The organism is Pseudomonas sp. JR33AA, from assembly GCF_021378985.1.
In the GTDB taxonomy this organism is placed as follows: domain Bacteria; phylum Pseudomonadota; class Gammaproteobacteria; order Pseudomonadales; family Pseudomonadaceae; genus Aquipseudomonas; species Aquipseudomonas alloputida.
In genome coordinates, this window is the sequence record NZ_JAJSAW010000001.1 from 678,363 (window position 1) to 697,029 (window position 18,667).

Consider the following 18,667-nt stretch of genomic DNA (forward strand, 5'->3'; position numbering starts at 1 on the left):
GTTGGAGCGGGTTTACCCGCGAAGAGGCCAGCACAGCGGTTTAGAGGTCTGCGTCTTCCACTACCCTCACTTTCCCGGCATCCAGCGCATAGGCCGCATCGGCCAGGTCATTGCTGACCTTCTCCACCTTCAGCTTGCCGCTGACCCACAGGGGCGTGTAGATGTCATCGATCTTCAGGCCTTTCGGGTAGCGTACCAGTACCAACTGGTTGGGCGGCGGTGGCGGCACATGGATGCACGCACCCGGGTACGGCACCAGGAAGAACAACGTGCTGTTGCCCTTGGCGTCACTCTCCAGTGGCACAGGGTAGCCACCTAGGCGGATGTCCTTGCCATTCATGGCTGGAACCGTCTTGGTCGAGTACATCACCGCAGGCAGGCCCTTGCTCTGCTTGAGGCCACCTTTGGCGGTAAAGGTGCCCATGGCTTCCGGCGAGTTGTGGTCGATTTCAGGCATTTGTTCGAGCGCCTTCTGGTCCGACCTGGGCATCAGCTCCAGCCAGTCGGTTTCGGGCAGTTCGGCATGGGCCAGGGTACTGGCCAACAGCAAGGGGACAAGGAAAAAGGCACGCATGGAAATGCTCGGCAACTCGAATGAATTGCCGAGCATTCTAACCAGTAATCAGCGTTTCTTGATGAATCCGTAGATTACCAGCAGCACCACAGCACCGACCAGCGCGCCAAGGAAGCCCGCCGCTTGCCCAGCCTGGTATATACCCAAGGCCTGGCCGCCATAGGTAGCCAATAAGGAGCCGGCAATACCCAGCAGAATGGTCATGATCCAGCCCATGCTGTCATCGCCCGGCTTGATGAAGCGGGCCAGCAGACCGACGATGAGGCCGATGAAGATGGTTCCAATGATACCCATGGCAATCCCTCTGCAGTGAAGTTGGAACAAGCCAAAGCCTAGACGGGCTTCAGCTTGTTGCCATATTCAGAGGGCATGCCGCTTGCGGAAGTTCGATTCGAAGCTCGATCAGTTGCTGATCAGCGCCTCAACTTCGGCAATCTTGCGCTCGAGGGTGGCCATGTCCTGGCAGCGCAGGGTGGCGTGCCCTACCTTGCGGCCAATCTTGAAGGCCTTGCCGTAGTGGTGCAGGTGGCAGTCCCCGATGGCGACAACCTTGTCCACGGCCGGTACTTCACCGATGAAGTTGAGCATCGCGCTCTCGCCCACCTTGGCGGTCGAGCCAAGTGGCAGGCCTGCAACGGCACGCAGATGGTTCTCGAACTGGCTGCACTCGGCGCCTTCGATCGTCCAGTGCCCGGAGTTGTGCACCCGCGGGGCGATTTCGTTGGCCTTCAAGCCACCGTCAACCTCGAAGAACTCGAAGGCCATCACGCCAACGTAATCCAGCTTCTGCAACACGCGGCCGACGTAATCTTCGGCCAAAGCCTGCAGCGGGTGTGCCTGGCTGGCTACCGACAAGCGCAGGATCCCGCTTTCGTGAGTGTTGTGCACCAGCGGGTAGAAGCGGGTTTCGCCATCGCGGCCACGCACGGCCACCAGCGACACTTCTCCAGTGAACGGCACGAAGCCTTCCAGCAGGCATGGCACGCTGCCCAGCTCGGCGAAGGTTCCCACCACGTCTTCTGGCGTGCGCAGCACCTTCTGGCCCTTGCCGTCGTAACCCAGGGTGCGGGTTTTCAGCACGGCCGGCAGGCCGATACTGGCCACCGCGGCGTCCAGGTCTGCCTGCGAGAGGATGTCGGCGAAGGCCGGGGTGGGGATGCCCAGGTCGCGGAACATGCTCTTTTCGAACAGGCGGTCACGGGCGATGCGCAGCGATTCGGCGCTGGGGTATACCGGCACGAACTGCGAGAGGAAGGCCACGGTCTCGGCCGGGACGCTTTCGAACTCGAAGGTGACCAGGTCGACTTCGTCGGCCAGCTGACGCAGGTGGTCCTGATCGCCGTAGTCGGCACGCAGGTGCTCACCCAAGGGCGCCGCGCAGGCGTCCGGTGCCGGGTCGAGGAAGGCGAAGTTCATGCCCAGCGGGGTACCCGCCAAGGCCAGCATGCGGCCCAGCTGGCCGCCACCGATTACACCGATCTTCATGGGTTGAGCCTCAAGCCTGGCGCGGGTCTGGGTTGTCCAGCACGGTGTCGGTCTGTTCCGTGCGGAACTGCTTCAACGCCGCGTGGTACTGCGGGTACTTGGCGCCCAGAATGCTGGCCGACAACAGGGCAGCGTTGACCGCTCCGGCACGGCCGATGGCCAGGGTGGCAACCGGCACACCGGCTGGCATCTGCACGATCGACAGCAGCGAATCGACGCCCGACAGCATCGACGACTGCACCGGAACGCCCAGCACCGGCAGGTGGGTCTTGGCAGCGCACATGCCTGGCAGGTGGGCTGCGCCACCGGCACCGGCGATGATCACCTCGATGCCACGGCCCTCAGCCTCCTCGGCATACTGGAACAGCAGATCCGGGGTGCGGTGGGCAGAAACCACCTTCACTTCGTAGGGAATGCCGAGTTTTTCCAGCATATCGGCGGTGTGGCTAAGGGTGGACCAATCGGACTTGGAGCCCATGATCACGCCAACCAGTGCACTCATCGTCGAGCCTCTCCTGCAAGCGCCTTCTGGCGCGCTAAAAGCAACAAGCCACGCAGGTGGGCCAGCGTGGCTTGTCATACGGATTCTGAATCGACCAGGTCGGCCGAAGGCGCGGGATTGTAACGTATTTAAAGGCTGGCCGCCCACCCCTACAAGCACATGCCGGATCAAAGGGCAAGCTGTCTCGAGGGACAACTTTTTCCTGCTGCCTCGGAGTCGACGAGCGCTGCACGCTTGCAGCCCTTCCTCGAGCACTTTGGTACGTCTACATGAAAACTCCATGCTTCTTCGCACTGTCGTTTGGTCTGATACTCAGCGTGCAATTGCCCAGTGCTTCGGCAGCCCAAGCGCTTACCGTCACCGTCTATGTGCACGACGACCTGGCCGATATGCATGACGAGCAATTGAACGAAGGCTTCTTCCAGCATTGGCTGAACGAAATGCGCAGTTTCAGCCAACATCCCATCGAAGTGATATTTCAACGCAATGTTGAACGCATTACCGATATTGCTTATGCAGGAATGCCCTCCGAAAAGCTCCTGGAAGCTTTCAGCCAGCAGGTGTATGCACAAAAGCGACACCGACTCTACTCTCTGATGGATAAACATCTCCTGCTCACCCGCAACAGCTACGATCATAGCGGCCTGAACTACAACGCCGGCTTGGCCTACTTCAAGCAGAAAACAGCCATTGCCTCTGTGGCCGCATACGGTACTGCAGCTCATGAAATTGGCCATCTGCTAGGCGCCACGCATGAAGACGCCGAACTGAAGTTCAATGGCTGGGTGTGCGAAACGTACACGCACCCCCGTATACCGGCACGATCCAACTGCTACCGCTACAGCGACAGGAATCGTGCAAATATCACTGATTACCTGAAATACAACTCAAATTGACGCTTCACCTTGTGCGCCAGACGACTCCAGCTTGCGCCATAGCAAGCGGACGTTAGCCTTACGCACCAGCGCGCAGCGGTACAGGCGGATTTCCAGCGGCACATGCCATTGGCTACCGCCGCAGATCGCCAGTTCACCGCGCTCGAGCTCGCCACGCATCGACAGGCGCGGCACCCAGGCGATGCCCATCCCCTCCAGGGCCATGCTCTTGAGGCTGTCGGCCATGGCGGTTTCGTAGACGGTGGTATAGCGCAGGTTGCGCTGGCGCAGCAGCAAATTGACCGAGCGACCGAGGAATGCGCCAGCGGTATAGGCCAACAATGGCACGCTGCCCTCACCTTCAAGGTCGAACAATGGCTTGCCAGCGGCATCCACGGCGCATACCGGCAGCATTTCAGTGGTGCCCATGTGCAGCGACGGGAAAATCTCGGCATCCATCTGCAAGGCCGCGTCCGGGTCGTAGAACGCCAGCATCAGGTCGCAGCCGCCTTCGCGCAGGGCATGGACGGCATCTCCGACGTTAGTCGCAACCAGGCGGGTGGCGATGTTCAAACCATCGTTGCGCAACTGGGCCACCCAACGGGGGAAGAAGCCCGACGCCAAGGAGTGTGCCGCGGCTACCTGTACCACTTCGCCCTGCCCGCCTTCCAGGTGATGCAAATGGCGGAGAATTTCGCTCAGCTGGTCGACAACAGTACGTGCTGTGACGAGAAACAGCTGGCCGGCCTCGGTCAGCTCGATAGGTGTGCGCGAGCGGTTCACCAGCTGCAGGCCCAACGCTGCCTCAAGGCTGCGAATACGGCGGCTGAAGGCCGGTTGAGTAACGAAACGCCGCTCTGCGGCCTGTGAAAAACTGCGGGTAGCGGCCAGCGCACTGAAGTCTTCCAGCCATTTGCTTTCAAGGTTCACGAAGCACATCTCCCGGCGCGCACCAAAATGGAACACGCTCGAATATCAATTGGCGTCACATGAAACACTATGCCGTTTGTGCATAGGTTAGCGTGCAATAGCATTGGCCGCAAAAACACCTTCAGGCCTAGGATTGGCGCCATTCCGGCATGTGCCGGGTCAAAATCGAGATGATATACATCATGTCCGCTGCTGCATCGTTCCGCGTCGAAAAAGACTTGTTGGGTACCCTTGAAGTTCCTGCAGATGCCTACTACGGCATCCAGACCCTGCGCGCTGCCAACAACTTCCACCTCTCCGGTGTTCCGCTGTCGCACTACCCGAAGCTGGTCGTGGCCCTGGCCATGGTCAAGCAGGCCGCTGCCGACGCCAACCGTGAGCTAGGTCACCTGAGCGATGCCAAGCACGCTGCCATTTCCGCAGCCTGCGCCCGCCTGATCAAAGGCGATTTCCACGACCAGTTCGTGGTTGACATGATCCAGGGCGGTGCTGGTACTTCTACCAACATGAACGCCAACGAAGTCATTGCCAACGTTGCGCTGGAGGCCATGGGCCACCAGAAGGGTGATTACCAGTACCTGCACCCTAACAACGACGTGAACATGGCGCAGTCGACCAACGACGCCTACCCGACCGCAATCCGCCTGGGCCTGCTGCTGGGTCACGACGCGCTGCTGGCCAGCCTCGATAGCCTGATCCAGGCCTTCGCTGCCAAGGGTAAAGAATTCGACCACGTACTGAAGATGGGCCGTACCCAGCTGCAAGACGCCGTACCGATGACCCTGGGCCAGGAATTCCGCGCCTTCGCCACCACCATGACTGAAGACCTGCAGCGCCTGCGCTCGCTGGCTCCGGAACTGCTGACAGAAATCAACCTGGGCGGTACCGCCATCGGTACTGGCATCAACGCCGACCCTGGCTACCAGGCCTTGGCCGTACAACGCCTGGCCACCATCAGCGGCCACCCGCTGGTACCGGCTGCCGACCTGATCGAAGCCACCTCCGACATGGGCGCCTTCGTGCTGTTCTCCGGCATGCTCAAGCGCACCGCGGTCAAGCTGTCGAAGATCTGCAACGACCTGCGCCTGCTGTCCAGCGGCCCGCGCACCGGCATCAACGAGATCAACCTGCCAGCGCGTCAGCCAGGCAGCTCGATCATGCCAGGCAAGGTCAACCCGGTTATTCCAGAAGCTGTGAACCAAGTGGCCTTCGCCATCATGGGCAACGACCTGGCCCTGACCGTCGCCGCCGAAGGTGGCCAGCTGCAGCTGAACGTGATGGAGCCGCTGATCGCCTACAAGATCTTCGACTCGATCCGCCTGCTGCAACGCGCCATGGACATGCTGCGCGAGCACTGCATCGTCGGCATCACCGCCAACGAACAGCGCTGCCGTGAACTGGTCGAGCACTCGATCGGCCTGGTTACCGCACTGAACCCCTACATCGGCTACGAGAACGCCACCCGTATCGCCCGCGTTGCCCTGGAAAGCGGCCGCGGCGTACTGGAACTGGTGCGCGAAGAGAAGCTGCTGGACGACGCAATGCTCGACGACATCCTGCGTCCGGAAAACATGATCGCTCCACGTCTGGTTCCGCTGAAGGCGTAACCAGGCCGCTGTAAACCGTCTCACCAGGTCGAGGGACTAGACACCTCTCAACCTTTCCAAGGCCCGAGCGCTTGCTTCGGGCCTTTTTTTTTGCCTGAAGGTTTTGGGGCCGCTTTGCAGGCCTTCGCGCACCCCGGCCGCGCCGGCAGGACATGTGGTTTGCCTGCAGCCCCGGATATCGGCACACAACTTGCTCCATAATGCGTCCCAGCCAAACGGGATTACCCAGCATGCTGCACAGCCACCTCACCACCCTCAACGCAGTTTCGCTGATCCTCAACGTCTTCCAGGCAGACGGTTGCGAGGCGTCGGCGCTGCTGGCCGGCAGCGGCATTGGCCCGGCAGACCTGGGGCATGCCGATGCGCGCATCACCACCCAGCAGGAGCTGCAGGTTTGCGCCAATGCTGTGGCCCGGCGGGAGGACATTGGCCTGGAACTGGGCCAGCGCATGCGCGTGTCGTGCTACGGCATGCTCGGTTACGCGCTGCTCTCCAGTGCCACTTTGGGTGACGCCTTGCGCCTGGCGCTGCAGTATCCGGCACTGCTGGGAACAGTCTTCAAGCTGCGCTTGCTCGACGACGGCCAGCGTGTCTGGTTCAGCGCCAGCGAATACCATGACAGCCCGGCGTTGAGCGCTTTCAACGCCGAGTTCTGCCTGGTGTCGCTGAAAGCCATCTGCGACGACCTGCTTGGCCGCCCGTTACCGCTGCTTGGCGCACGCTTCGAACACCCTCGCCCTGGTTACCACGCGCTCTATGCCGGAGCGTTTCAATGCCCGATCGGTTTCGCCGCCGAGGACAATGCCTTCGCTTTCGAACGGCGATGGCTGGATATGCCGCTGCCGCTGGCCGACCCAATCACTCACAAAGCCATGAGCGAGCGCTGCCGGCGCCTGAACCTTGAATTCACTGGTCGCCAGGCATGGCTGGGACGGATTCGCCAGCTGCTGGCGCAGCAACTGGACGCAGCACCCGGGCTGGAAGGGCTTGCGCGGCAGATGAACTGCTCTTCGCGCACCCTGCGCCGGCATTTGCAGGCGCTGGGCAGCAGTTATCAACAGCTGCTGGACGAGCTGAGGTTCGAGCGGGCCAAGCAGTTGCTGGCCGATGAGCAGATGCCGATCTACCGGATTGCGGAGACGTTGGGGTTCAGTGAGACGGCCAGTTTTCGGCATGCCTTCCAGCGCTGGAGTGGCGTGGCGCCCAGCCATTTTCGAGGTTGACCTGTTCTGGCCTCTACGCGGGTAAAACCGCTCCTACAGGGGCGTCACAACCCCTGATGCCTCTGTGGCGTAAGGGCCGGGCCTGCCGGCCAAAGACCTTGGCCATATCGATCCCCTTTTGGCCGTTTGCGTCGTTCTCCCCTGCGGATCAGCCCATGACAATGGACCCACGCCAGTCGCACCGGAGAACAACAATGCTGACGATCTATTCCGATGACCACCGCCTGCACCACGGCCGCTGCGAGCTGATCGATGGCAAGCTGATGCCTTGTTTCGAAATGCCTTCGCGCGCCGACCATGTGCTCGACCAGGTGAAAAAACGCAACCTCGGCGACATCCAGGGCCCCACCGACTTCGGCCGTGCGCCTTTGTTGCGCGTCCACAGCGCCGATTACCTGGATTTCTTCGAAGGCGCCTGGGCCCGCTGGGCTGCACTGGGTCACGAGGGTGACCTGCTGCCCTTCACCTGGCCGGCCCGCACACTCCGCCAGGTCAAGCCGACCGGCCTGCACGGCGAACTGGGTTACTACAGCTTCGATGCTGGCGCCCCCATCACCGCGGGTACCTGGCAGGCGGCCTATAGTGCTGCACAAGTTGCCCTGACCGCCCAGGCAGCGATTGCGCAAGGCGCCCATGCGGCGTTCGCCCTGTGCCGTCCGCCAGGGCACCACGCTGCCGGCGAAGTGATGGGCGGCTACTGCTATCTGAATAACGCCGCCATCGCTGCCCAGGCCTTCCTCGACCAAGGCCGACGCAAGGTCGCCATCCTTGACGTCGACTACCACCACGGCAACGGTACCCAGGACATCTTCTACAACCGCGACGACGTGTTCTTCGCCTCGATCCACGGCGACCCGCAGGACGAATTCCCGTTCTTCCTCGGCTATGCCGATGAAACAGGCGAAGGCGCAGGCCAGGGCTACAACATCAACTACCCCTTGCCGGCCGGTAGCGACTGGGCCGCCTGGAGCGCAGCCCTGGAAGAGGCCTGCACGCGTATCGCCAGCTATGACGCCGACGTGCTGGTCATCTCCCTGGGTGTGGACACCTTCAAGGACGACCCCATCTCGCAGTTCAAGCTGGACAGCCCGGACTACCTGGAAATGGGCAAGCGCATCGGCCAACTCGGCAAGCCAACCCTGTTCGTGATGGAAGGCGGCTACGCTGTGGAAGAAATCGGCATCAACGCGGTCAATGTGCTGGAAGGGTTCCAGCGCGCCCAGACAGGAGCCCGGTAATGGTCCGACTCAAGCGTCTGCTCGCCCCGTTCATCGCAGCCACCCTGTTCGCCGGCGCCCTGCATGCGCAAGCCGAGCAGCGTACCCTGCGTGTATATAATTGGTTCGATTACATCACCCCCCAGACCTTGACCGACTTCCAGAAGGACAGCGGCGTCAAGCTGGTGTACGACATCTTCGACACCAATGAGGCGCTGGAGGCCAAGCTGCTCACCGGCAACTCCGGCTATGACGTGGTGGTGCCGTCCAACGTGTTCCTCGCCAAGCAGATCGAAGCCGGGGTGTTCCAGCCGCTGGACCGCAGCAAGCTGCCGAACTGGCAACACCTGGACCCGGCACTGATGAAGCTGATTGAAGCCAATGACCCGGGCAACAAGTTTGCCGTGCCGTATATGTACGGCACCGTGCTGATCGGCTTCAACCCGGCCAAGGTCAAGGCTGCACTCGGTGACAACGCGCCGGTGGATAGCTGGGACCTGATCTTCAAGGAAGAGAACATCGCCAAGCTCAAGCAGTGCGGCGTGGCCCTGCTCGACTCACCGTCGGAGATTCTGCCGCTGGCCCTGCAGTACCTAGGCTTGCCGCCGAACAGCGACAAACCGGCCGATTACAAGAAGGCCGAGGAGCTGATGCTGAAGATTCGTCCGCATATCACCTACTTCCACTCTTCGAAGTACATGGCAGACATCGCCAATGGCGACATCTGCGTGGCAGTGGGCTACAGCGGCAGCTTTTCGCAGGCAGCCAACCGCGCCCGTGAGGCAAACAACGGCGTGGTGGTGGACATGCGCCTGCCCAAGGAAGGAGCGCCGATCTGGTTCGACATGCTGGCGATTCCAAAGGGCGCAGCGAACCCGGAGGATGCGCATACCTTCATCAACTACCTGCTGCGGCCAGAGGTGATTGCGCCGATCAGCGACTTCGTCGGGTATCCGAACCCGAACAAGGATGCCACCGACAAAGTGAATCCGACGATTCGCAACAACCCCAACCTGTATCCGACGGCAGAGGCGATGGTCAAGCTGTATACCCTCAAACCCTTGACGCGAAATGCCGAACGGGCCAGGACCCGCGCCTGGACGCGGATAAAGTCCGGTACCTGATGGTGAACCGGGGCTGCTTTGCAGCCCCATTCATTTCCTCCAGACTTTGCGTAGTCTCATCAGGGCCTCGGCAATCTCCCCCTCCGCCACCGCCGCAAAGCCCAGTACCAGGCCTGCCCGCTTATCCACAGGCACCTGGCTGTCCGCCAGCCAGAAATTGCTCAGTGGCGTCACTTCCACCCCCACCGCCTCAGCCTTGGCCACCAACTCCTGCTCCCGAGCAACGTTATCCACATCGACCTTCACATGCAGCCCAGCCGCCACTTCCGGCATTGCGCCCAGCCCCGGAATATCCACAGGCCAACCGGCCTTGAGCACATCGCGCCGCTTCAATGCCGCCTTGCGCATACGGCGGATATGCCGCTGGAAATGACCACGGGCCATGAACTCGGCCATCACGCACTGGCTGCTGACCTCCGAATGCCGCACCGCCAACGCCTTGCCCTGGCTGAACGCCTGCACCAGCTTCGACGGAAGCACCAGGTAGCCCAGACGCAACGCCGGGAAGGCGATCTTGCCGAAGGTGCCGACATACAGCACCCGCCCGTGCCGGTCGAGCGCTGCCAGCGGGGCCAGCGGCGCACCGCTGTAGCGATACTCGCCGTCGTAGTCGTCCTCGATGACCCAGCCGTCACTGCGTTCAGCCCAGGCCAGCAAGGCCAGGCGACGTGCAAGGCTCATGGTCACACCGGTCGGGTATTGGTGCGCAGGCGTGACATAGGTCAGTCGGCAATCCGTCAAGTGTTCCAGCCGGCCACAGTCCAGCCCTTCTTGATCCACCGGCACGCCAGACACCCGGCCGCCCGCAAGCGTAAAGGCATGAGCGGCCGCCCGATAGCCTGGGTTTTCCACAGCCACACCGTCGCCCGGCTGCAGCAGCAACTGTGCACAAAGGCTGATGGCCTGCTGCGCACCACTGGTGATCACAATTTGTTCAGCCGTACAGCTCAGCCCACGCGAGCGGCGTAGGTAGGCCGCAATCAGATCGCGCAAAGCCGGCTCGCCAGCGGGGTCCCCATAGCCCAGTTGCGCAGGGGACGGGTTGCGCCAGAAACCCGCCTGTAGCTTGGCCCAGACGTCAAACGGGAACAGGTCGAACGCCGGAATGCCAACACGAAAAGCACGCGGCGCACCGCTTCGGGGCGGTGGCAAATGGTTGTTTTTCAGACGCTGCAAAGGCTCGCTGAAAAGCCTCTCGCTGGATAAATCCTCAGTATTTTCTTCATAAAATGTGGATAAACCTGTTGATAAGCCCAGGGATAACCCTGTGGATACTTGTGTGGACAGTTTCGGCAGCCGGCTAACGTAGGTGCCATCACCGACCCGGCTTTCGATGAAACCCTCGGCATACAGCTGATCGTAGGCGCGCACCACGCTGTTGCGTGAAAGCGCCAACATGGCAGCCAGGTCGCGCGTAGCCGGCAGCCGAGTACCACTGCTCAGGCGCCCATCCAGTACCCGCGCTCGCAACGCCTGATAGAGCTGCTGGCTAAGCCCGCGGCTGCGATCCAGGGCGATCCCGGCAGGGTCGAAAGGCAGAATGAGGGGCGAGTCGCGCATGGTATTGGACCTATGAAAACAGGCATTAATGGATCTTACCCAGGACCAATAGCCTGCCTAGGATGGAACCATTCGACAAGGATCCCGCCATGTACAACAGTAAGCCGCACCAGGAACATGACCTCACCCGCTTGCACCAGCACATGCTAGACACCCGCCTGGCCATTCTGGTCAGCCAGGGCGAACAGGGCCTTCTGGCCACGCACCTGCCGGTACTGGTCGATACCGCCGAGGGCGATTTCGGCACTGTGTATGCCCACCTGGCCCGTGCCAACCGCCAATGGCAAGACCTGCAACACGGCGGCGAAGCGCTGCTGGTATTCCCCGGCGCCGATGCCTATGTCAGCCCCGGCTATTACCCAAGCAAGGCCGAAAACCCAAAGGTGGTGCCGACCTGGAACTACCTGGCGGTGCACGCTTATGGCCCGGCTGAAGTTATCCATGAGGCCGAGCCGCTACTGGCTATCGTAAGCCACCTGACCGACCGCCACGAACAGGGTCGCAGCGAACCCTGGAAAGTCACCGATGCCCCCGCCGACTACATCGAGGGCATGCTCCGCGCCATCGTCGGCATCCGCCTGCCCATCGCACGCCTGCAAGGTGCGCGCAAGCTCAGCCAGAACCGCTCCGGGCACGACATCGATGGCGTGCGCGAAGGCCTGAGCGCCAGCCCCGATCAACGGGACAATCAACTCGCGGCGCACATGCGCCAACTCTGAAGGAATAGCCCATGCCCAAGCTTACCCTGCGCCCTGTCACTGCCCAGGATCATGCAGCCTGGCACGCCCTGTGGCAGGCCTACCTGCACTTCTACGAGACCAAGCTGGACGATGCCGTCAGCCTGAGCACCTGGCAACGTTTGCTAGACCCCAGCGAGCCAACCCATTCGGCACTGGCCTGGGTCGACGGCAAGGCGGTGGGGATGGTCAACTTCATCTACCATCGTTCCAACTGGAGCATCGAGAATTCCTGCTACCTGCAAGACCTGTATGTGGACAGCACGCAACGTGGCCTGGGCATTGGTCGACAGTTGATCGAGCACGTCTACACCACGGCCAAGGCCGACAACTGCATCAAGGTGCACTGGCTGACCCACGAAACCAACGCCACCGCCATCAGCCTGTACCAGCAGGTTGCCGAGCGCTCGGGCTTCATCCAATTCCGCAAAGGCTTGTAGGCCGAACATGACAGACGCATTGAACTGGAAACCCGCCGCAACCCCCAAGGCCGAGCCAATTGAAGGCCGCTTCATCCGCCTGGAGAAACTCGATCCAGGGCGCCATGGCGAAGACCTGTGGGAGGTGCTGCAGGGTCCGACCTCCGATCCGGTGCTGTGGGACTACCTGCCGTACGGCCCGTTCACCGAACGTGCCGCCTTTGACCGCTGGCTGGAAGGCAATGCTGCTGGCCGCGACCCGCTTTTCTACACCGTCATCGACCGGGCCAGCGGCCAGGCCCAAGGCATCCTCAGCCTGATGTCGATCGTGCCTGACCACGGCCGGATCGAGATCGGCCACATTGCCTTCGGCGCCGCCATGCAGCGTACGCCCAAGGGCACCGAGGCGGTGTACCTGCTGGGCAAGCTGGGCTTCGAGCTGGGTAATCGACGGCTGGAGTGGAAGTGCAATAACGCCAATACCCGCTCCAAACGTGCGGCAGAGCGATTCGGCTTCGTCTACGAAGGGGTGTTCCGCAAGCACCTGGTGGTAAAGGACCATAACCGCGATACGGCCTGGTATTCGATTACCGATGATGAGTGGCCGGCGGTGGCAGCCGGGTTTGAGCGGTGGTTGAGTGAAGAGAACCAGCAGCCGGGTGGCCAGGTGAAAAGCCTTGAGGTGTGCCGCAAAGGTTGAGCGGTGTGCTGAATCAGCTCTCCTACAGGGGATGCGCGTTGTGAGGTGCGGGTCTATCCGCGAAGAGGCGAGTGTTGCGGCGCAAAAAAAGGGGAGCATCCGCTCCCCAGAGGTTAACCACTTGTAGATGAGGGCTTAAATCAGCCCTCGATCTCGATCAGGATCTCACCCGGCGTCACACGATCACCCTTGGCCACATGAATGGCCACGACCTTACCGGCGATGGCCGCCTGCACTTCGGTTTCCATCTTCATGGCTTCGGTGATCAGGACCGCCTGGCCGGCCTTGACCATGTCACCTTCCTTGACCAGTACATCAACGATGTTCCCCGGCATGGTGGTGCTTACGTGGCCAGGGTCAGTCGCTTGCTTGCGCTTGCTGCCGCCACCGCCAACGAACTCGTTGAGTGGCTCGAATACCACTTCCTCCGGCATGCCGTCGATCGACAGATAGAAGTGACGCTTGCCTTCAGCCTTCACGCCCACACCGGTGATGTCGACGCGGTAGGTTTCGCCGTGTACGTCGATCACGAACTCGGTCGGCACGCCTTCACCGCCTGGGGCAGCCACGGCACCGGCCTGCGGAATCGGTAGCAGCACTTCAGGCGTCAAGGTGCCAGCTTCACGTTCCTCGAGGAACTTGCGGCCAATGTCTGGGAACATGGCGTAGGTCAGCACGTCTTCTTCGCAACGGGCCAGGGCACCGATGTCGCTACGCAACTTGGCCATTTCCGGCTTCAGCAGGTCAGCCGGGCGCACATCGATCACTTCTTCGCTGCCGATCGCCTGGCGACGCAGTTGCTCGTTGACCACGCCCGGGGCCTTGCCATAGCCACCTTGCAGGTACAGCTTCACCTCATTGGTGATGGTCTTGTAGCGCTCACCCGCCAGCACGTTGAAGAACGCCTGGGTGCCGACGATCTGCGAGGTCGGGGTAACCAGCGGCGGGAAGCCGAGGTCTTCACGCACACGCGGGATTTCGGCCAGCACTTCGTTCATGCGGTTGAGGGCGCCCTGCTCCTTGAGCTGGTTGGCCAGGTTGGAAATCATGCCGCCCGGTACCTGGTTCACCTGCACCCGAGTGTCCACCGCAGTGAACTCGCTTTCGAACTGGTGGTACTTCTTGCGAACGGCGTAGAAATACAAGCCGATCTCCTGCAGAAGCTCCAGGTCCAGGCCGGTGTCGAACTCGCTGCCCTTGAGCGCAGCAACCATCGACTCGGTACCCGGATGGCTGGTGCCCCAGGCGAAGCTGGAGATGGCGGTATCGATGTGGTCAGCGCCATTTTCCACAGCCTTGAGCTGGCACATGGCAGCCAGGCCGGCGGTATCGTGGGAGTGGATGAACACTGGCAGCGACTGTTCAGCCTTCAGCGCCTTGACCAGCTCGCCAGTGGCGAACGGGGTCAACAGGCCGGCCATGTCCTTGATCGCCACCGAGTCGCAACCCATGGCTTCCATCTGCTTGGCCTGGTTCACGAAGGCTTCGATGGTGTGTACCGGGCTGGTGGTGTAAGCGATAGTGCCCTGGGCGTGCTTGCCGGCGGCCTTGACCGCTTCGATGGCCACGCGCAGGTTACGCACGTCGTTCATGGCGTCGAAAATGCGGAACACATCGATGCCGTTGACCGCCGCCTTGGCGACGAAGGCCTTGACCACGTCGTCGCTGTAGTGGCGGTAGCCCAACAGGTTCTGGCCGCGCAGCAGCATTTGCAGGCGGGTGTTGGGCAGCGCTGCGCGCAGCTTGCGCAGGCGCTCCCACGGGTCTTCCTTGAGGAAGCGCACGCAGGCGTCGAAGGTGGCACCACCCCAGACTTCCAGCGACCAGTAGCCAACCTTGTCGAGCTTGTCGCAGATCGGCAGCATGTCTTCGGTACGCATGCGGGTAGCCAGCAGGGACTGGTGAGCGTCGCGCAGGATCGTGTCGGTTACGTGAATTTTCTTGGACATTATGGGGTTCCTCACAGGCCTGCGTGGGCGGCGATGGCGGCGGCGATGGCCAGGGCCAGCTCTTCGGGTTTGCGCTTGATCGAGTAGTTGGTCAGTTCAGGGTGGCTTTCGACGAAGCTGGTATTGAACTGGCCGCTACGGAATTCCGGATTGCGCAGGATTTCCTGGTAATACGCGGCGGTGGTCTTTACCCCTTGCACGCGCATGTCGTCCAAGGCCCGCAGGCCGCGGTCCATGGCTTCTTCCCAGGTCAACGCCCACACCACCAGTTTCAGGCACATGGAGTCGTAGAACGGTGGAATGGTATAGCCGGTGTAGATCGCAGTGTCGGTACGCACGCCCGGGCCGCCGGGGGCGTAATAACGGGTGATCTTGCCGAAGCTGGGCAGGAAGTTGTTTTTCGGATCTTCAGCATTGATACGGAACTGCAAGGCGTAGCCGCGGTGCTGAATGTCTTCCTGCTTGACCGACAGTGGCAGCCCCGAGGCGATGCGGATCTGCTCACGAACGATGTCGATACCGGTAATTTCCTCGGTAATGGTGTGTTCCACCTGCACCCGAGTGTTCATTTCCATGAAGTACACTTCGCCATCGGCGAGCAGGAACTCCACGGTACCGGCGTTCTCGTAATTCACCGCTTTGGCCGCACGCACCGCCAGGTCGCCGATGTAGGCTCGCTGCTCAGGCGTGAGCTGTGGGCTCGGGGCAATTTCGATGAGCTTCTGGTTACGGCGCTGAATAGAGCAGTCGCGCTCGAACAGGTGCACGACGTTACCGAAGCTGTCACCGAGGATTTGCGCCTCGATGTGCTTTGGGTTGACGATGCATTTCTCCAGGAACACTTCGGCCGAACCGAATGCCTTGGTCGCCTCGGAAATCACCCGTGGGAAGTTCTGTTCCAGTTCTTCGCGGCTATTGCAACGGCGAATACCGCGGCCGCCACCACCGGAGGTAGCCTTGAGCATCACCGGATAACCGATGCGATCACCTTCGCTCAGGGCTTCATGAATATCGGCAACGTTGCCTTCGGTGCCCGGGGTTACCGGCACACCGGCGGCGATCATGGTGCGGCGCGCTTCGGTCTTGTCGCCCATACGGCGAATCACGTCGGCGGCCGGGCCAATGAACTTGATCCCGCGCTCGGCGCAAATTTCTGCCAGTTCAGCGTTTTCCGAAAGGAAACCATAGCCCGGGTGCAGGGCATCACAGCCGGTTTCCACAGCCAGGTTCACCAGCTTGCGCGGGTTCAGGTAACCGGCCAGCGGCTCGGCACCGATGCTGTGTGCTTCGTCAGCGCGCTTGACGTGCAAGGCATGCCGGTCGGCGTCGGAAAAGATCGCTACCGAGCGAATGCCCATCTCGGCGCAAGCACGCACGATCCGAACTGCGATTTCACCTCGGTTGGCGATCAGGATTTTTTTTATCACTGGAGTCTTCCCAAAGCCGTAGGAACAGTCGAGCCGGTTCTACCGGTCGGCGCGTGACCAGACGTTGCTGGCCAGTCGCGTATTCACCCTAGCGCTGTAGGTCGATAAACAAAAATCAATATTTGTTAGAGGCTGTATTAGCAAAAGCTTATAGTTGGGTAACAAGGTGTTGCCGAAGAGCTAATAAAAATGCGTAAGTCCTTGATGCGTATGACATTGCGTCAACTTCAGATCTTCAATGAGGTGTGCGATTTGAGGTCGTACAGCCGTGCCGCGGAGGAAATGGCGCTGACGCAACCCGCCGTTAGTCTACAGATCCGCCAGCTTGAAGAGCTGATCGGCCAGCCCTTGTTCGAGTATGTGGGCAAGAAGCTTTACCTGACCGAGGCGGCCGAGGCCTTGCAGCGCGCCAGCCACGATATCTTCGGGCGGCTGGAGAGCCTGGACATGCAGCTGTCGGACATGCAGGGCTCACTGCAGGGGCAGTTGAAACTGGCGATCGAGTCCAGTGCCAAGTACTTCGTGCCACACCTGTTCGCCGCCTTCAAGCAGCGTCACCCGGAAGTCAACCTGACGCTGACGGTAGTCAACCGTGCCCAAGCCATCCGCCGCCTTTCCGATAACCGCGACGACCTGATCATCATGTCGATGGTGCCGCAGGACATGGGCCTGGAGTTTCTGCCGTTCCTCAACAACCCGATCGTTGCGGTTGCGCCGCCACAGCACCCGCTGTGCAAGCTGGAGCAGTTGCGCATGCAGGACCTGGAGCCTCATACCCTGCTGGTCCGCGAGCAAGGTTCGGGAACCCGCAAGGCTTGCGAAGAGTACTTCAAGGATAAGCGTGTGCATTTTGCCCAGACGCTTGAAGTAGCCTCGGCCGATGCCCAGCGCGAATGCGTGATCGCCGGGCTGGGGATCGCCCTGTTGACCCGTCACGCAGTCAACCTGGAGCTGGCTACCGGGATGCTGAAGGAATTACCGGTCGAGGAGCTGCCGCTGTACCGCAGCTGGTGCGTGGTACAGGCCAAGGCCAAGCGGCAGTCGCCGGTGGCCTTGGCATTTCTTGCATTCATCCGCGGCGAACGTGCTTTGATCAGCGCGCTTGTTGAACGTTTTTCGGGGAAGATGCCGCCGACGACTGCCATACCGTGAGTGCTTGCAGCTCCGGGTAGTCCGCCAGGTCGTGGAGCAGTTGACGTTGGTCGCAATAGCTCTCGATCGCGCGCCGGTATTCCATACGGCGCTGATCCTTTTCCTGCTGCTTGCGAGCCTTGGCGTTGGGTTGGTACGTACCGTCGAAGTCACGAGCCATTGCCTGTCTCCCAGATAGTATGCGGGAGTTTCAGACTGGCCTTGCAGGTTTACCGTTTGGCGGTGGAATGGTGACAGAATCGTGAATTTTCACTGCCTGTACAGGTTGAACTCAGTCGTCGGTAGCCTTGATCGACTTGGGCGACAGGCGCAGGCTGCGCAAGCTGCGTTTCACACTCTTCAAGTGGTTGACCAGGCTAGGCCCGCGCGCCATGGCAACGCCCATGGCCAGCACGTCGATCACCACCAGGTGGGCAATACGCGAGGTCAGCGGGGTGTAGATCTCGGTGTCTTCATGCACATCGATCGCCAGGTTGACCGTCGACAACTCGGCCAGCGGCGTCTGGCTGGGGCACAGGGTGATCAGGTTGGCGCCGCTCTCACGCACCAGGTTGGCAGTGATCAGCAGGTCCTTGGAACGGCCCGACTGGGAGATACACACCGCCACATCGCCCGGTTTCAGGGTAACCGCCGACATCGCTTGCATGTGCGGATCGGAATACGCTGCCGCGCTGAGCAGCAGGCGGAAGAACTTGTGCTGGGCATCGGCCGCAACGGCACCGGACGCGCCAAAGCCATAGAACTCTACCCGCTGCGCCTGTGCCATGGCGCTCACCGCTTGTTGCAGCGCCTGCGGATCAAGGTGCTCGCGCACTTCCATCAGAGTGTGCAGGGTGGTGTCGAAGATCTTCAGACTGTAGTCGGCGACCGAATCGTCTTCGTGGATGGCGAACTGACCAAAGCTGGCACCGGCAGCCAGGCTTTGCGCCAGCTTCAGCTTCAGGTCCTGGAAGCCCGAGCAGCCTATGGCCCGGCAGAAACGCACGATGGTCGGTTCACTGATACCCACGCTGTGCGCCAAATCGGCCATGGAGCTGTGCATGACGGCAGCCGGGTCGAGCAGCACGTGGTCGGCCACTTTCAGTTCCGATTTGCGCAGCAGGTGGCGCGATTGGGCGATATGTTGCAACAGATTCACAGGCTGGACTCGGTTATGATCGGCGTGCCGGGTTGTAGCTTTCTTGTA

19 protein-coding genes are annotated in these 18,667 nt (G+C 61.2%); 9 read left to right on the forward strand and 10 right to left on the reverse strand.

Features of this window, described 5'->3' with window-relative positions; genetic code table 11:
• Window positions 1-40: 40 nt before the first annotated feature.
• The 4 genes from LVS58_RS03015 to purE all read right to left on the reverse strand — a co-directional run bounded on the left by LVS58_RS03015 (window position 41) and on the right by purE (window position 2,561).
• Window positions 41-574, reverse strand: a complete 534-nt coding sequence (locus LVS58_RS03015; RefSeq protein WP_233689811.1) for a DUF3299 domain-containing protein — start codon at window positions 572-574, stop codon at window positions 41-43.
• Between the two features lie 48 nt (window positions 575-622).
• Window positions 623-868, reverse strand: coding sequence for a GlsB/YeaQ/YmgE family stress response membrane protein (locus tag LVS58_RS03020; RefSeq protein WP_003253308.1), 246 nt, complete (start codon window positions 866-868; stop codon window positions 623-625).
• 108 nt (window positions 869-976) lie between these two features.
• A complete protein-coding gene (locus LVS58_RS03025) occupies window positions 977-2,059 on the reverse strand; it encodes a 5-(carboxyamino)imidazole ribonucleotide synthase (protein ID WP_233689812.1) in 1,083 nt (360 codons plus the stop codon).
• A gap of 10 nt (window positions 2,060-2,069) precedes the next feature.
• Window positions 2,070-2,561 carry a 5-(carboxyamino)imidazole ribonucleotide mutase gene (gene purE, locus LVS58_RS03030; RefSeq protein WP_003253304.1) on the reverse strand — a complete coding sequence of 164 codons (492 nt, stop codon included), beginning with the start codon at window positions 2,559-2,561 and terminating at the stop codon, window positions 2,070-2,072.
• Between the two features lie 269 nt (window positions 2,562-2,830).
• On the opposite strand from purE, the gene LVS58_RS03035 reads away from it, so the two are divergent.
• A complete protein-coding gene (locus LVS58_RS03035) occupies window positions 2,831-3,457 on the forward strand; it encodes a zinc-dependent metalloprotease family protein (RefSeq protein WP_233689813.1) in 627 nt (208 codons plus the stop codon).
• Here LVS58_RS03035 and LVS58_RS03040 read toward each other — a convergent pair.
• Window positions 3,449-4,366 carry a LysR substrate-binding domain-containing protein gene (locus LVS58_RS03040; RefSeq protein ID WP_233689814.1) on the reverse strand — a complete coding sequence of 306 codons (918 nt, stop codon included), beginning with the start codon at window positions 4,364-4,366 and terminating at the stop codon, window positions 3,449-3,451. The two genes, LVS58_RS03035 and LVS58_RS03040, sit on opposite strands and share 9 nt — an antisense overlap.
• 182 nt (window positions 4,367-4,548) lie before the next feature.
• Between LVS58_RS03040 and aspA the strand changes: the two genes are divergently transcribed.
• From aspA to LVS58_RS03060, 4 genes are all read left to right on the forward strand, one after another.
• Complete coding sequence (gene aspA / locus LVS58_RS03045) at window positions 4,549-5,973, forward strand: aspartate ammonia-lyase (protein ID WP_233689815.1); 1,425 nt, start codon at window positions 4,549-4,551, stop codon at window positions 5,971-5,973.
• Between the two features lie 230 nt (window positions 5,974-6,203).
• A complete protein-coding gene (locus LVS58_RS03050; RefSeq protein ID WP_233689816.1) occupies window positions 6,204-7,196 on the forward strand; it encodes an AraC family transcriptional regulator in 993 nt (330 codons plus the stop codon).
• 194 nt (window positions 7,197-7,390) lie between these two features.
• The gene (locus LVS58_RS03055) at window positions 7,391-8,434 is read left to right on the forward strand and encodes a histone deacetylase family protein (protein ID WP_233689817.1); all 1,044 of its coding nucleotides are present in this window, start codon (window positions 7,391-7,393) and stop codon (window positions 8,432-8,434) included.
• Complete coding sequence (locus LVS58_RS03060; RefSeq protein WP_233689818.1) at window positions 8,434-9,537, forward strand: polyamine ABC transporter substrate-binding protein; 1,104 nt, start codon at window positions 8,434-8,436, stop codon at window positions 9,535-9,537. The genes LVS58_RS03055 and LVS58_RS03060 overlap by 1 nt, the downstream gene beginning before the upstream one ends.
• A 30-nt stretch (window positions 9,538-9,567) precedes the next feature.
• Here LVS58_RS03060 and pdxR read toward each other — a convergent pair whose 3' ends face one another.
• Complete coding sequence (gene pdxR / locus LVS58_RS03065; RefSeq protein ID WP_233689819.1) at window positions 9,568-11,097, reverse strand: MocR-like pyridoxine biosynthesis transcription factor PdxR; 1,530 nt, start codon at window positions 11,095-11,097, stop codon at window positions 9,568-9,570.
• Between the two features lie 89 nt (window positions 11,098-11,186).
• Between pdxR and LVS58_RS03070 the strand changes: the two genes are divergently transcribed.
• Genes LVS58_RS03070 through LVS58_RS03080 form a run of 3 tightly spaced genes read left to right on the forward strand, consistent with a single transcriptional unit; the run spans window position 11,187 to window position 12,953 of the window.
• Window positions 11,187-11,816, forward strand: coding sequence for an FMN-binding negative transcriptional regulator (locus LVS58_RS03070; protein WP_233689820.1), 630 nt, complete (start codon window positions 11,187-11,189; stop codon window positions 11,814-11,816).
• Between the two features lie 11 nt (window positions 11,817-11,827).
• Window positions 11,828-12,274 carry a GNAT family N-acetyltransferase gene (locus LVS58_RS03075; protein ID WP_233689821.1) on the forward strand — a complete coding sequence of 149 codons (447 nt, stop codon included), beginning with the start codon at window positions 11,828-11,830 and terminating at the stop codon, window positions 12,272-12,274.
• A 7-nt stretch (window positions 12,275-12,281) separates the two neighbouring features.
• Complete coding sequence (locus LVS58_RS03080) at window positions 12,282-12,953, forward strand: GNAT family N-acetyltransferase (protein ID WP_233689822.1); 672 nt, start codon at window positions 12,282-12,284, stop codon at window positions 12,951-12,953.
• A gap of 140 nt (window positions 12,954-13,093) precedes the next feature.
• On the opposite strand, the gene oadA is transcribed toward LVS58_RS03080, so the two are convergent.
• Both oadA and LVS58_RS03090 read right to left on the reverse strand, forming a co-directional pair.
• Entirely contained in the window at window positions 13,094-14,902 is a 1,809-nt protein-coding gene (oadA, locus tag LVS58_RS03085; RefSeq protein ID WP_233689823.1) for a sodium-extruding oxaloacetate decarboxylase subunit alpha, read from the reverse strand.
• Window positions 14,903-14,913: 11 nt separating this feature from the next.
• The gene (locus LVS58_RS03090) at window positions 14,914-16,329 is read right to left on the reverse strand and encodes an acetyl-CoA carboxylase biotin carboxylase subunit (protein WP_003253279.1); all 1,416 of its coding nucleotides are present in this window, start codon (window positions 16,327-16,329) and stop codon (window positions 14,914-14,916) included.
• Window positions 16,330-16,518: 189 nt separating this feature from the next.
• Between LVS58_RS03090 and LVS58_RS03095 the strand changes: the two genes are divergently transcribed.
• Window positions 16,519-17,481 carry a LysR family transcriptional regulator gene (locus LVS58_RS03095; protein ID WP_325175970.1) on the forward strand — a complete coding sequence of 321 codons (963 nt, stop codon included), beginning with the start codon at window positions 16,519-16,521 and terminating at the stop codon, window positions 17,479-17,481.
• Here LVS58_RS03095 and LVS58_RS03100 read toward each other — a convergent pair.
• The gene (locus tag LVS58_RS03100; RefSeq protein ID WP_233689824.1) at window positions 17,423-17,641 is read right to left on the reverse strand and encodes a PA3496 family putative envelope integrity protein; all 219 of its coding nucleotides are present in this window, start codon (window positions 17,639-17,641) and stop codon (window positions 17,423-17,425) included. The genes LVS58_RS03095 and LVS58_RS03100 overlap by 59 nt on opposite strands.
• Before the next feature lie 111 nt (window positions 17,642-17,752).
• Window positions 17,753-18,619, reverse strand: coding sequence for a transcriptional regulator HexR (hexR, locus tag LVS58_RS03105; RefSeq protein ID WP_003253273.1), 867 nt, complete (start codon window positions 18,617-18,619; stop codon window positions 17,753-17,755).
• Window positions 18,620-18,667 lie beyond the last annotated feature (48 nt).

Coding starts and splice junctions, on each gene's coding strand:
- aspA (WP_233689815.1), top strand. CDS start 4,549: ATGTCCGCTGCTGCATCGTTCCGCGTCGAAAAAGACTTGTTGGGTACC.
- LVS58_RS03100 (WP_233689824.1), bottom strand. CDS start 17,641: ATGGCTCGTGACTTCGACGGTACGTACCAACCCAACGCCAAGGCTCGC.
- LVS58_RS03015 (WP_233689811.1), bottom strand. CDS start 574: ATGCGTGCCTTTTTCCTTGTCCCCTTGCTGTTGGCCAGTACCCTGGCC.
- pdxR (WP_233689819.1), bottom strand. CDS start 11,097: ATGCGCGACTCGCCCCTCATTCTGCCTTTCGACCCTGCCGGGATCGCC.
- LVS58_RS03020 (WP_003253308.1), bottom strand. CDS start 868: ATGGGTATCATTGGAACCATCTTCATCGGCCTCATCGTCGGTCTGCTG.
- LVS58_RS03060 (WP_233689818.1), top strand. CDS start 8,434: ATGGTCCGACTCAAGCGTCTGCTCGCCCCGTTCATCGCAGCCACCCTG.
- LVS58_RS03070 (WP_233689820.1), top strand. CDS start 11,187: ATGTACAACAGTAAGCCGCACCAGGAACATGACCTCACCCGCTTGCAC.
- LVS58_RS03055 (WP_233689817.1), top strand. CDS start 7,391: ATGCTGACGATCTATTCCGATGACCACCGCCTGCACCACGGCCGCTGC.
- oadA (WP_233689823.1), bottom strand. CDS start 14,902: ATGTCCAAGAAAATTCACGTAACCGACACGATCCTGCGCGACGCTCAC.
- LVS58_RS03035 (WP_233689813.1), top strand. CDS start 2,831: ATGAAAACTCCATGCTTCTTCGCACTGTCGTTTGGTCTGATACTCAGC.
- LVS58_RS03075 (WP_233689821.1), top strand. CDS start 11,828: ATGCCCAAGCTTACCCTGCGCCCTGTCACTGCCCAGGATCATGCAGCC.
- LVS58_RS03095 (WP_325175970.1), top strand. CDS start 16,519: ATGCGTAAGTCCTTGATGCGTATGACATTGCGTCAACTTCAGATCTTC.
- LVS58_RS03050 (WP_233689816.1), top strand. CDS start 6,204: ATGCTGCACAGCCACCTCACCACCCTCAACGCAGTTTCGCTGATCCTC.
- LVS58_RS03080 (WP_233689822.1), top strand. CDS start 12,282: ATGACAGACGCATTGAACTGGAAACCCGCCGCAACCCCCAAGGCCGAG.
- purE (WP_003253304.1), bottom strand. CDS start 2,561: ATGAGTGCACTGGTTGGCGTGATCATGGGCTCCAAGTCCGATTGGTCC.
- LVS58_RS03025 (WP_233689812.1), bottom strand. CDS start 2,059: ATGAAGATCGGTGTAATCGGTGGCGGCCAGCTGGGCCGCATGCTGGCC.